We start from the raw sequence: 12,493 nt of genomic DNA, 5'->3' as shown, positions 1-12,493 counted from the left end.
TGAAAATTTAATATTTTATGTAAATAGTCCCACTTCTGCAACAGCAGTCATTAATGCTAAAACAATAAAAAGCAAGCCTTTAGCGGCCTGCTTGGGAATGCTATACAAATGTGCAGTTATTCAGGAATTCTGTCATCTTGAATTTTTGAATGAACGAGCAGTCCGATTATAGTCAAAATCATTAATGAACCTAAAGCCAGTCTGCTGGCCATGTTTCCGTAGCTTGCAAAGATCAGGGTAATGCTTCCGTAAATGAGCGGACCAATAATGGAAGATACTTTTCCTGAAAATGCAAACAAACCAAAAAACTGTCCTCTTTTATTTTCTGGAGTCAATTCCACAATATATGTCCTTGTGGTTACCCACATGGAACCCAGGGCAACGCCAAACATGCTGCCTGCAATCCAGAACATGGCTTCATTGACAGCGCCAACTGCAATTGCCAATGCAACAAGAAGAAGGATACCAACATATTTAACCGCTTTATTGGCCCCTCTCGCCTTGGTTATATAGCCAAATACAAAAGAACCAATTATACTGGACACCGTAGAAACCAGATATAACAAAATGAATTTGCCAGTTGTAAAACCGACAATCGTTTTTGCATAAACGGCCATCATCGCAATCGTGGTGGCGATTGCATCATTTAAGAAAAAATAAGCAATCATGAAAGTGAAAATTGATTTATAATGTTTCATTTCTTTAAAAGTCTGCCAAATTTCCTTATAGCCTGATAAAAATGTCTGTTTTTCTTTTGCCTGGCAGGGCTTATCTTTTACAAAGAAAAACAGCGGCAATGAAAACACCAGAAATAAAATAGCAGTTGGCATGAAAGATTCGTGAAAACCGTCATCACCTACAAATAAATAAACAGTCAGGCCTACAAGGGTTCCAATATAGCCGACAGCTACTCCAAAACCCGATATCAGCGGAATATCCTGCTTTGTTCCCAAGTCTGAAATCATTGCATCGTAAAAGACCAGACTGGAATGGAAAAAAAACTTTGCAATTATAAAACAAATAATAACAAGTGCAAGGTAAACAGGCAGCCCAAATAGTTTCCCGCTAATCTGGCTGGATGCAAAAACTCCCATTAAAATCGTTGCCATGACAGTAATAAGCGTGAATATTACTATATATTTCTTTTTTCTTCCTGTCCTGTCTATCATAACCCCGAACAAAGGTGAAAACAGGACAAGGAAAAAGCTGGCCAATGCATTAGAATAAGATATAAACGTACTTGCAATCTGATTTAAAACTTCACTATCCCCTATTACTTCCTGCAGGTAAAAAGGAAAGAATATCGTATTAATATTGGATGAAAAAATGGTATTCGCAAAATCATATAGTGCCCATGATACGATCGGCAGGGTCATATACATGCGCAGGGAATTGAATTTCCCCGGTTTCTTGAGCTCCGTTTTTTCTATTTCCATGCCATCAGCTCCTTCATGTAAAAAACAGTGAGACTGTCACCGCATATTAAACCCTGATGCCGGCAGCCTGGATAATTTGCTTTTTATGGTGAATGTCATGTTCAATAAAATCGGCAAAATAATCACGCACAGTTAAGGCAGTACTTCCAATTGTAAAAGCTGTATCCAGGTTTTCTTCAGTCATCCCTTCGAGTATATGAAGGAAGTGTTTTCTGACAGTTAATAGTTCGTCAATAATTTCTAGTTGTGCATGCTTTTGAGCATATTCTGCTGCAGCATCATTCACATTCTGAAAATCAGGATAGCTCTCAAGTTCTGCACCCTCTTTAAAAAATGGGAAACGCTTCTCAAGAGAATACCTATCCCAAAATAACAGATGGGCAACTACTGCGGCAACCGGCCATTTTCCTGCTTTAACAGGCTTTATCCAGGTTACCTGGTCAAGCTCTTTTATAGACTCAAGCCACACTGAAAAAGATTCATAGTGAGTAATAATATCTTTCTTTTGCATTTTCATCCTCCTTATCTAAAAATATATTCTGCATGCAGCCAATAAATCCTTTTAAGTGCTAATCCTAAAAAAACTGTATAGCAGCCAGGCCATACAGCTTCTTTTTTGAGTTATTTTTTAAAAACAACTGTGCCTGCGATCAAATCATGCAATGCCTGTTTTTTCTCTGTAAAAGCAGCAATGATAAAGCCGATAAGGCAAATTCCAGACAGGATGGCCATAGCAAAATATCTCCCAAGTGCTCTCCAGAAGGAAATGCGATCACCATTTAAATCAGTCACTTTTAATCCCAGCAGCTTTTTGCCCACAGTCCCCTGCCATGGGGACGCATGCAGGCCTGCAAAATAGGCAACAGCAGCAACAAGATTGACAAGAAATGTTACTCCAAGTGCGCCAAAATATGATCCCATGAACGCAAGAGTTTCTGCATCGGTCATTTCTGCTTCCATATAAGATGGGTCACTTATCATCATGTTAAAAGCGTCAGATGTGCCAAAGAAGATCATAAAAATAACAATGCTCAAAATAGTAAGCGGGATTCCGACAATAATAGAATCAATTAAATAGGCCGCAAACCGGAGCCAGAATCCGCCATATTCCTTTGTGCTTTCATAAGGCTGCTTCTCTAAAGATGTCTCCACTTAAAAACCTCCTTAAATATTTAAGATGGAAGCTAACAATCTAAAAATATAGTTTCCACTATCTACTAATGTTAATCTCTAAATGAATTATATTCAACTATTTGTAAAATTTTACACAGATTTATTTTTATCAAATTTTTTTAAAAACGTTTTCATCTTGACTATTCTGTGAACACTCATCTAACTCTGTAGACACTCTCTTTCGCAAGGCATAAAATAGGTCTGTAAAGCAGAAAGTGACGTTTTACATAAATTATAAAAGAGGTGCAATCAGGCATGAAAGGTACTGCAATCCTTTACCATGATGATCATAAAGTTACGATTCTTGAAAATGTGGAGCATTCTGTGTTCGAGGAAATGAAAGATCAATGCGGCGATAAGCATTGCCATTGCCATATAGAAAATAAAGTCATCGACTTTGGTGCTGTTTCCCCGGTTTTATGGCATGAAGATGAAGTGGATTGGGATTACGGATACTAATTGGTAGCAGGCTCTGAATAGACTCAGGGCCTGTTTTTATTTTTTTCTGTCTGCCGCTGTGGCAAAGTGTTAGAATATAGATTATGATGACGCGAGGTGAATACATTGGATCATTTAATCAACCAAAGAGTAAAGGACATTGAAATTTCCGGAATCAGAAAATTTTTCAATATGGTGGCCGGCACCAAAGATATGATTTCTCTTACAATTGGACAGCCTGACTTCCCTACACCCCTGCATGTTAAAGAAGCAGCAAAACAGGCTATCGACGATAACTTTACCTCCTATACACACAATGCTGGCGATATCCGCTTGCGTGAAGCAGCAGCTTCCTTTGTGAAAACAAAATATAACCTTACATATAATCCTGAATCTGAAGTTATTGTGACATCAGGAGCGAGTGAAGCAATTGATATTGCCTTTAGAACAATTTTGGACGAAGGCTCTGAAGTAATCCTGCCAGGTCCTGTTTATCCCGGATATGAGCCAATTATTAAGCTTTGCGGTGCAGTTCCGGTACATGCTGATATTTCGAAAAACAAGTTTAGATTTACTGCTGAATTAATCGAGGAACATATAAGTGAAAAAACAAGGTGCATAGTTCTTCCCTACCCCTCAAATCCCACAGGTGTCAGCCTGACTCTGGAGGAGCTTGAGCAAATTGCAGCTCTTGTTAAAGGCAAAGATATCTTTATCCTTGCTGATGAAATATACAGCGAACTGATCTATGATCAAACCCATCACTCAATTGCTTACCTTTTACGGGAGCAAACAGTCGTCATTAATGGGTTATCAAAATCACACTCAATGACAGGCTGGCGTATTGGGCTATTATTCGCACCGGCTAATCTGGCAAAGCACATATTGAAGGTTCATCAGTATAATGTGACTTGTGCTGCTTCTGTCTCTCAAATGGCAGCCCTAGAAGCACTAACAGCCGGCATTGATGACGCCGTGCCAATGAGACAGGAATATGCCAAGCGACGTGACTATGTTTATGATCGATTAGTAAAAATGAATATGGATGTAGTCAAACCTGATGGCGCTTTTTATTTTTTCATTAAAATACCTGATGATTCCATGACATCCTTTGAATTTGCCCTTACACTTGTTGAGAAAGCAGGAGTAGCGGTCGTCCCGGGCAGTGCATTTTCCTCATATGGAGAAGGCTATTTCCGCATTTCTTTTGCTTATTCCATGGAGACATTGAAAGAAGGTCTTAACAGGATTGAAAAGTATCTGACGGCAAAAGTGTAAATACAAAAGGCGCCATTCCCATTTTCAGGGACTGGCGCTTTTTCATTGAAAAGAGGCAAGCTCCAGCCTGCCTTTTTTGCGATTACTGCCCCTTATATTTCCCGTTATTTTTTGGTGCTTTTTCCTTTTTGGCTTTATCCTTGTGTATTTTATTTGTATCAGCACTTCCAAATTCATGAGAGAATTCTGAATCAATGACAGCAGAATCGAAGCCTTTTTTATTCTTCTGCTGAGGATCATTTTTCTTGTTTCTTTTTGCCACCTGTCTACCCCCCTTTTCACTTTCATTATTAGTTTGAAGTGAAAAAAGAGGGTTTATTCATAAAAAGGGGCTTATTAATATTCCCAATATTTATATAATGCCTGTGTACCGCTGTTTTCTTCTCCCTTTTCAGCGAGCTCAGCATACATTTTCTTTGCGAGGGAGAGCCCTGGTGTCATCATGCCCATGGCTTCTGCTTCATCTAAAGCAATATTCATGTCTTTAATGAAATGTTTAATATAAAAGCCCGGGTCAAAGTTTCCCTCAATCATTCTAGGTGCCAGATTGGATAAGGACCAGCTGCCTGCTGCTCCAGATGAAATGCTTTGAAGCACTGTTTTCGGGTCCAACCCTGCTTTTTCAGCATAAACAACCGCTTCACAGACCCCAATCATATTGGATGCAATCGCAATCTGATTACACATTTTTGTATGCTGTCCGGCTCCTGCATTTCCTTGATAAACGATATTCGTTCCGATTAGATTGAGAATCGGTTCTACTGCCAAAAATGCGTCCCTGTCTCCTCCTGCCATTATTGAAAGCTTTGCATCCCTTGCGCCGATATCTCCGCCTGAAACAGGGGCATCTATTGCATATATGCCGATTTTGCGTGCTTCTTCATATATCCTTTTGGCTAATGTAGGTGTAGAAGTGGTCATGTCAATTACATATGTATTTTCTCTGCCATTTGTGATAATGCCATTTTCCCCGAGATACACTTCCTCTACATCTGCGGGATAACCAACAATGGTAATAATAACATTTGCTTTCTTTGCAACTGCTGCAGGAGTCTCTGCCCAATCTGCCCCCTTCTCTATCAGTTCAGAGGCTTTTTCTTTGGTTCTTGTATACACGACTAACGGATAGCCGGCTTTCAACAGATGTCCCGCCATGCTCTTGCCCATAACCCCTGTTCCTACAAACCCGATAACTGTATTTTCAGATGAAACCATGGTACCCTCTCCCTTGAAATATCTGAATTTTTTATATTAATCCTACCATTCCTTTTGTTTGAATAAAAATATTAGGATTTACAAAACGACAAAAGACCAGGCCAATACCTGGTCCATCCCCAATTTTATGCGCGTAATTTATAATACCCAACTCAGGTTAAAATAAAACACCCTTTAAAGCTGAGATGAAAAATTGTTTAAGAATGCTCTCGCTACCACTTCATCCTCATTTATAATTTCGACGGAAACTGCATCTTCATTCACAATCATTTTTTCTATTTCGAACACATGCAGGTCCTGTGTAAGAGGAATAGGATTCATAAAAATATAGTTCCCCTTTTCATTATTGACTTCTATATATTCCCCATCAATAATAGTGTCCTCCCCATAAACAAACTCATCCGTTCCCAGGGCAGCAGCCAATTTTTCATTATGTATGGAAACTTTTACTTTGTATAATTCTTCTTCTGAAAGAATTTTATCATTGATTTTAAACCGGAACTGCAGCTCATTGTTTTTAGTCAGCAAGGCTTCAGCATGACTATTGACGATTGAATCCTGTGTATCCTGCATGCAGCCTGACAGAAACAATGCCAAAATGGCGGTGAGCATTAGGCACATGATTTTTTTATTCATGAAGAATTCCTCCTTTTTCTTTACCTTTTCCTTTACCGCCTGACAATAAACCCCAATTGTAAAACTTAATCCTAATCCTTGAAAATAACAGAAATTAACATGAAATAAAAGAAGCCCTTCTCAGGCTTCTTTAGTGCAGGACGCGGCTTATAAAAGAACTTTGTTTCTCATATAAGTCGTTCAGCTGTTTTTCTTTAATACATCTATATCGATCATGGAAGAGAAAGCTGATTATTATGGCAACCATTTTCCATCTCTCCTTTTTACTGTTGTAGCTAAATTATAGGAGAGTTTCTTATTGCGGATAACAACCATAAGATGTGATTTCAGTCATCCTTAAGGCTGAGAACCGGTAAAAGCAAAAAAATAAACCGGCCATTATAGGCCGGTTTAAAAAGGGGGGAAAATGAGAATGATCAGCTTAATTAAGTCTGACCTAAGTGCTTACTTCTAATTTACCCGGGAGATTATATTTAAAACTCACCAAATATTACAGTTAGATTACAGTTTAGCTATTTCTTTTACAGCTTGGACTACTTCTTCAGCTGTATTCATATGAAGCGCCTTTTCAGCCAGGGATTCCATGTCCTTTTTGTTCAGACGGCTGATTTGAGAACGAGCTTTAAGGATTGAAGTAGCGCTCATTGAGAACTCGTCAAGTCCTAATCCCAGCAGCAACGGAATTGCCGTTTCGTCCCCAGCCATTTCACCGCACATTCCTGCCCACTTTCCTTCTTTATGCGCTGCGTCAATTACCATTTTAACTAAACGCAGGATTGCAGGATTATACGGCTGGTAAAGGTAAGAAACACGCTCATTCATGCGGTCTGCAGCCATTGTGTACTGAATTAGATCATTAGTGCCAACACTGAAGAAATCGACTTCTTTAGCAAACTGATCAGCCATAACAGCAGTTGAAGGAATTTCAACCATAATTCCAATTTCAATGTTGTCGGCAACCTCTGCTCCTTCGCTCACAAGCTTTTGTTTTTCTTCTTCAAGGATTGCTTTGCCCTGACGGAATTCTTCAAGAGTGGCAATCATAGGGAACATGATTTTAAGGTTTCCATAGGTGCTTGCTCTTAATAAAGCCCTTAATTGCGTCCTGAACATATCCTGTTCTTCCAGACACAGACGAATCGCCCGGAAGCCAAGGAATGGGTTCATTTCCTTTGGAAGATTCAGATATGGAAGTTCCTTATCTCCGCCGATATCCAATGTGCGGACTACAACGGGTTTTCCGCTCATCCCTTCAAGTACAGCTTTATAGGATTCAAACTGCTCATCTTCTGTTGGAAGCTGATCTCTTCCCATATATAAAAATTCCGTACGGTAAAGGCCAACGCCTTCTCCGCCATTTTCAACTACACCCTTCAAATCTTTCGGAGTACCGATATTGGCAGCCAATTCAACATGATGGCCATCAGCTGTAACTGATTTCTCATTGACAAGCTTAGCCCACTCAGCTTTTTGCTCTTCGAATTTACGGTGCTCTTCCTCGTATTCGGCGATAGCCTCCGGAGTCGGATTAATATGTACCAGACCTTTTAACCCATCCACGATAACCAGGTCGCCATTTTTAATTTGCTTCGTAGATTCCTTTGTTCCCACTACTGCCGGAATTTCCATGGAACGGGCCATAATGGCAGAGTGAGAGGTTCTGCCCCCGATGTCAGTTGTAAATCCTTTTACAAACTGGCGGTTCAGCTGAGCAGTATCGGATGGTGTCAAATCTTCAGCGATTATGATGACTTCTTCTGCAATCATGCTTGGGTTCGCAATTTGCACTCCAAGCAAATGAGAAAGTATGCGTTTCGTTACGTCACGGATATCTGCTGCACGCTCTTTCATGTATTCATTGTCCATTTGTTCGAACATTGTAATGAACATATCCGCTGTCTCTTTTAAAGCAGATTCAGCGTTTACTTTGTCTGTTTTAATTTTATCTTCAATCGGCGAAATTAATTCCGGATCACTTAATACTAAAAGATGAGCATCAAATATAGCAGCTTTATCCGCACCAAGATCTTTATGGGCATTATCTCGGATGACTTCCAATTCACCTTTAGATTCAGCTAATGCTGCCTGAAAGCGTTCTACTTCCTGTTCAGCATTTTCTACTGTCTTTTTATCGAAAGAGAGATCCGGCTCAACCAAACGGTAAGCCTTAGCAATAGCAATACCGCTTGACGCCGCAATACCATTTAAAAAGCTCATTATTCAGCCAATCCTTCTTTTTTCAATGTTTCTTCAAGGCTGTTAAGAGCATCCTGTTCATCGCTGCCTTCAGCAATAATTGTAATATCAGCACCTTGTCCAACACCTAAAGACATAACGCCCATGATTGATTTTAGGTTTACTTTCTTTTCCTTGTACTCAAGGTGAATTTCTGAGTCAAATTTGCTGGCAGCTTGTACAAGCATTGTAGCTGGACGAGCGTGAATTCCTGTTTCTGCAGTTACTTTAAATTGTTTTTGTACCATATGGGATCAATCTCCTTCTTATTATTGAATATAATTTAAGATGTGCAAGGCGTTGCCTCACGAACTTAATGACGGCAACTGGAATTTTCAGCAAAACCAGCAGCAGGAAGAAACCGTTATATTCCGTCCTATATGCTGTTTTATTTTTTCCAATGCCCTATTATTCATGTATATAGTTGTTCAAAAAGGCTGATAAAAATTAGTGATTCACTTCATCCCCAAGCTCCTCTGCTTTTCGAACACTTCCATAGAATCAGGTAAGATTACCGGGCTGTAATTAAGTCATCGGACAACTTACATCTCAGACAAAAGAATAGCATTTCACATTCATTTAGACAATGAAAAACCCTTAATTTTTCACGTTTGTTCACATTTTTTTGAGTAAAACGCTTTCATTTGCCAAGGATTTCTACTTATCATTTTAGTTATATTTTTCTTTAAATCTATGGCCTCGGATGATACTTATCCTGTTTTCTAACCAGCTTTGAAGTTTCTTTGTATTGAATTACATTGTAGCCTATTCTCATTTTTGAAATAGTCCCCTTTAGAGCGGTTTCATGATCACCTTCCGGGTCGGTATACAGTGTAACAAGATCTGCGACTGATCGGGCCAGCATTTCTATGACATGTTTCAAGTCTTCAGGGTTATAAATAGTGTTGTCTTCCATTAGGTGCTCAAGAATATCCTGAGATAAGCTTTTCACTCTGTATGCTTTTTCGATTTCAAGTTTCATTTGTTTATCCCGCCTTTTTGATTAATTTCTCAATTATATGCGGGCCATAAGAGTGAAATGCTGTTAGCTTAGCCAATTAAACACTAGCTTTTTCCTTCAGGAGAAAATTGGGCATCCTGATTGAAAAAGTTCTTATAGGCGAGAAGGATAAATAAAATTACAGATAAACCTACACTCCCCAAAATCCCCAGCAGGATGACAATCTGATATTCAATCGCAAGCAATGGACTTACTCCCGATAAAATCTGCCCGGTCTCCATCCCAGGCAAAAAAATGATGCCCATTCCCAGCAAATCGCAATGGTTTTTTTGAGGCTTACTGAAAGTCTGGTTCCAGCCTGTTTGTAGATTGTGTAAATTGCAAAACCTTCCATAATGAAGATCACACCTAACGTTAAAAACGGGTTGGAAAGTTCAAATAGATAGGTTAATACATAGCCTGCAATCACAAGCTGAAGTGTCATTCTGAAAGCAGCAATAGCCAGCGTTTTTTGACGTGTGATGCCTCTTACTTTGAAGATTAAAATCAGCACAAATAGGTAAGCTGATATTAGTCTCCACAGTTCAATATCGATAATTGAGCTATCTTCCATCAAATTCCCCCTTTGGTGTATTCTCCACCTCCCCCAGCTAAGACCTGGATAAATATATCCTTTCTTCTGCGAATTGTTCATTGACTTTATTGGAGTGGGTTATCATGAGTAATGTAGCATGTTTCTTTTTGATTTCACGGATAAAGTGCTCCAAAACCATCATCTCAGTGTCTTCGTCAAGTGCAGAAGTCGGCTCATCCAGCAGATAAACATCTGCTTCAAGAAGCAGAATTCTTGCCAATGCCAAACGCTGTTTCTCCCCGCCTGAAAGAGTTCCTGCATCTTCATGAAGCTCCTTAGTCATCTGCATATTATGTATAGCCTGTTTAAGTATTTCATCATCACCCGGTTTCATTCCGTTAAGCTTATAACCCATAAGAACCATTTAGAACAAGGGACTTGTTCATGTTTCTAACTTATTTACCATCCTTTGACAGTAAATTTACAAAGGATTTAATTCTATTTAACAGGGCTGCTTTACACTGTCTTTAAGACAGGAGGAGAGAATGATGATAAACATCCTGCTATGCCTTATTTTCATAGGTGCTGTTTTTGTGTTTAATATTATTTTGTTAAGAAAATAGAGACTTATTATTCTTCATAAATCATTTTCCTTGTCATGCCTCCATCCACTGTTATATTTTCACCTGTAATAAAGTCATTTTTTGGATGGGCTAAAAATAGGCAGGTCCGTGCAATGTCCTCGGGTTTTCCAACTCTGTTGGAGAAATGCTGTTTATGGTCAATCTCTCTGAGACTTTCGTAATCGCCTGTTTCAATCCAGCCGGGGCTTATGCAATTAACCCTGATCCCCTTTTCAGAAAGTGTACTGGCCAACGCGTGAGTAATTGCCGCAATTCCTCCTTTTGAAGCTGAGTAAGCCTCTGTTCCGCTTTCCGACATTACTGCTCTCGTAGAAGAAAGATTGATAATACAGGAACCTTGTTTCATCAATTTGGCAGCCTCCCTGCTGCACAGGAACACACTCCGGAGATTCGTATTGATCACTTCATCCCACATATCCACACTCAAATCAAAAAATGAATGAAACTTTGATATGCCTGCATTATTTATCAGAATATCTATGGCACCAAATGACTCAAATGATTTTGTGATCAGTTCCTTAATTTCAGTTTCATTCTTTACATCTGTTCTAATGAACAGGCAGTTCAGGCCCGTTTGGTTCAAATGTTCTTCTATTTGTTTTCCCTTCATTTCATCAATATCGGCGATAACAACATTGGCCTCTTTCCTTGCGAATGACTCGGCAATACTCTTGCCTATTCCGCTGGCTCCGCCTGTAACAATGACTGTTTTTCCTTTAAAATCGTTCATACTTGCTCATCCCTTCGAAATTGTCATATTGCTTATATACCCATTTTTCTTTGCCTTCTATTCGATTAAATTGCATGGAGATAGCAAAGACACCTGATATGATCAAGTGTATTTGCTATGTGCTATTTTTTTCAGCTTCATTCCTCTATTAGCTTCGGGGTGAATCTAAGTATTGATAAAGAACATGTCCGCCTCTCTGGGCGATTCCGCGAAAATGCTTGAAGTCCTCCCTTTTTACGATGACACTGCGAAAAGGAAGAAAGTCTTCTTTTGATACATGATATTCAGATATGATTCCATTTTTTAATTGTTCGAGCACTTCCTGAATTTGTTCATGATTCATTATCCAGAACTCCTTTTACTTCATTCTTTCTTAATCATAAATAAAGTGATGCCAATTTTGAAGCATCAAATATTATATCTGCAAATCAACCTTTTTTTCTGAATATTAAATATTTTTAATGTACAAAAGGACTTTTTCTGATATAATATTACCAACCTAACGGATGTAATAAATTTCCTTAAAATCAGTGAATTGCAAAATTCTTTACGCATTTCAAAATATAGTGCAAACTGATACTACCAGCGAAAGAAATGGACAAAAGGAGAGATGCTTTTTGAAGAAAGCAGAGGTTGGCAATATTATTGAGTTTCGTGATGGACTACAGGGAATTGTAGAAAAAGTAAATGAGAATTCTGTTATTGTAGATTTAACGTACATGGATAACTACCGTGATCTCGAATTAGATCAGAGAACAGTTGTCAATCATAAAAATTATAAGGTTGTCAGAGAATCAGCAGTATAAAAGAAGAAATAATGAAAGCGCATTCTTAGCCACTTTTAAAAGCAGCTCTCTTTGCTGCTTTTTGTTTTTGCCTTTTGTCTGATCCGAACCACCGGCCTCTTATAGCGAAGGGCTATTAATCTCTACAGTTATGGCCCCCTGTTTAGGAGGCCGTAATTTTATTCTTTCTCCCCTGACAGCTCTTTTAAGGATTTCACTTTTCCATGAGGATGCTGATCCTGCTTTCTAACTGTCCAGGCACGCTCTTTTTCTTTTTTTGATTTCGTCATTATACATACCTCACTTCATATGGGCTTATGATTAGCATTTCTGCATTATTTTATCGCAGTCTAACGGGCAGTAAGACCCCCACTTCAAGACTCAGAGG

Annotated in this window: 16 protein-coding genes and 1 pseudogene; 3 read left to right on the top strand and 14 right to left on the bottom strand. The window is 38.9% G+C overall.

The window, feature by feature from the left end; all coding sequences use genetic code 11:
* Window positions 1-116 precede the first annotated feature (116 nt).
* From BFI01S_RS18820 to BFI01S_RS18810, 3 genes are all read right to left on the bottom strand, one after another.
* Window positions 117-1,436 (bottom strand): MFS transporter, encoded by a 1,320-nt coding sequence (locus tag BFI01S_RS18820; RefSeq protein ID WP_061793974.1) that lies wholly within the window; start codon window positions 1,434-1,436, stop codon window positions 117-119.
* A gap of 46 nt (window positions 1,437-1,482) precedes the next feature.
* Window positions 1,483-1,947, bottom strand: a complete 465-nt coding sequence (locus tag BFI01S_RS18815; RefSeq protein WP_235831230.1) for a DinB family protein — start codon at window positions 1,945-1,947, stop codon at window positions 1,483-1,485.
* 110 nt (window positions 1,948-2,057) lie between these two features.
* Window positions 2,058-2,588 (bottom strand): RDD family protein, encoded by a 531-nt coding sequence (locus BFI01S_RS18810; RefSeq protein WP_061793972.1) that lies wholly within the window; start codon window positions 2,586-2,588, stop codon window positions 2,058-2,060.
* 276 nt (window positions 2,589-2,864) lie between these two features.
* On the opposite strand from BFI01S_RS18810, the gene BFI01S_RS18805 reads away from it, so the two are divergent.
* Both BFI01S_RS18805 and BFI01S_RS18800 read left to right on the top strand, forming a co-directional pair.
* Complete coding sequence (locus BFI01S_RS18805; protein ID WP_061793971.1) at window positions 2,865-3,068, top strand: protein YkzT; 204 nt, start codon at window positions 2,865-2,867, stop codon at window positions 3,066-3,068.
* 105 nt (window positions 3,069-3,173) lie between these two features.
* Entirely contained in the window at window positions 3,174-4,325 is a 1,152-nt protein-coding gene (locus BFI01S_RS18800; protein WP_061793970.1) for an aminotransferase A, read from the top strand.
* 82 nt (window positions 4,326-4,407) lie between these two features.
* Here BFI01S_RS18800 and BFI01S_RS18795 read toward each other — a convergent pair whose 3' ends face one another.
* From BFI01S_RS18795 to ykzS, 10 genes and pseudogenes are all read right to left on the bottom strand, one after another.
* The gene (locus tag BFI01S_RS18795) at window positions 4,408-4,587 is read right to left on the bottom strand and encodes a hypothetical protein (RefSeq protein ID WP_061793969.1); all 180 of its coding nucleotides are present in this window, start codon (window positions 4,585-4,587) and stop codon (window positions 4,408-4,410) included.
* Between the two features lie 74 nt (window positions 4,588-4,661).
* Window positions 4,662-5,540, bottom strand: a complete 879-nt coding sequence (locus tag BFI01S_RS18790; protein ID WP_061793968.1) for an NAD(P)-dependent oxidoreductase — start codon at window positions 5,538-5,540, stop codon at window positions 4,662-4,664.
* A 174-nt stretch (window positions 5,541-5,714) separates the two neighbouring features.
* Complete coding sequence (locus BFI01S_RS18785; protein WP_061793967.1) at window positions 5,715-6,176, bottom strand: hypothetical protein; 462 nt, start codon at window positions 6,174-6,176, stop codon at window positions 5,715-5,717.
* Between the two features lie 501 nt (window positions 6,177-6,677).
* Window positions 6,678-8,393 carry a phosphoenolpyruvate--protein phosphotransferase gene (gene ptsP, locus BFI01S_RS18780; RefSeq protein WP_061793966.1) on the bottom strand — a complete coding sequence of 572 codons (1,716 nt, stop codon included), beginning with the start codon at window positions 8,391-8,393 and terminating at the stop codon, window positions 6,678-6,680.
* Window positions 8,393-8,659: a phosphocarrier protein HPr gene (locus BFI01S_RS18775; RefSeq protein ID WP_035328512.1), complete on the bottom strand. Its 267-nt coding sequence runs from the start codon at window positions 8,657-8,659 to the stop codon at window positions 8,393-8,395. The genes ptsP and BFI01S_RS18775 overlap by 1 nt, the downstream gene beginning before the upstream one ends.
* A 443-nt stretch (window positions 8,660-9,102) precedes the next feature.
* Window positions 9,103-9,393 carry a hypothetical protein gene (locus BFI01S_RS18770; RefSeq protein ID WP_061793965.1) on the bottom strand — a complete coding sequence of 97 codons (291 nt, stop codon included), beginning with the start codon at window positions 9,391-9,393 and terminating at the stop codon, window positions 9,103-9,105.
* Between the two features lie 83 nt (window positions 9,394-9,476).
* A pseudogene (locus BFI01S_RS18765) lies at window positions 9,477-9,985 on the bottom strand (ABC transporter permease).
* A gap of 37 nt (window positions 9,986-10,022) precedes the next feature.
* Window positions 10,023-10,361, bottom strand: coding sequence for an ABC transporter ATP-binding protein (locus tag BFI01S_RS18760; RefSeq protein ID WP_235831229.1), 339 nt, complete (start codon window positions 10,359-10,361; stop codon window positions 10,023-10,025).
* A 215-nt stretch (window positions 10,362-10,576) separates the two neighbouring features.
* Window positions 10,577-11,320, bottom strand: coding sequence for an SDR family NAD(P)-dependent oxidoreductase (locus BFI01S_RS18755; protein ID WP_061793964.1), 744 nt, complete (start codon window positions 11,318-11,320; stop codon window positions 10,577-10,579).
* Between the two features lie 148 nt (window positions 11,321-11,468).
* Entirely contained in the window at window positions 11,469-11,663 is a 195-nt protein-coding gene (ykzS, locus tag BFI01S_RS18750; RefSeq protein WP_035328503.1) for a protein YkzS, read from the bottom strand.
* 274 nt (window positions 11,664-11,937) lie between these two features.
* Between ykzS and BFI01S_RS18745 the strand changes: the two genes are divergently transcribed.
* Window positions 11,938-12,126 (top strand): YkvS family protein, encoded by a 189-nt coding sequence (locus BFI01S_RS18745; protein ID WP_009331029.1) that lies wholly within the window; start codon window positions 11,938-11,940, stop codon window positions 12,124-12,126.
* Between the two features lie 158 nt (window positions 12,127-12,284).
* Here BFI01S_RS18745 and BFI01S_RS24140 read toward each other — a convergent pair whose 3' ends face one another.
* Complete coding sequence (locus BFI01S_RS24140) at window positions 12,285-12,395, bottom strand: DUF6254 family protein (RefSeq protein ID WP_235831228.1); 111 nt, start codon at window positions 12,393-12,395, stop codon at window positions 12,285-12,287.
* Window positions 12,396-12,493: the final 98 nt, after the last annotated feature.

It is taken from the genome of Cytobacillus firmus NBRC 15306 (assembly GCF_001591465.1).
GTDB classification, from domain to species: domain Bacteria; phylum Bacillota; class Bacilli; order Bacillales; family Cytobacillaceae; genus Cytobacillus; species Cytobacillus firmus.
The sequence above is the reverse complement of the archived record's forward strand: the minus strand, read 5'-3'. Positions and strand labels throughout refer to the sequence as shown.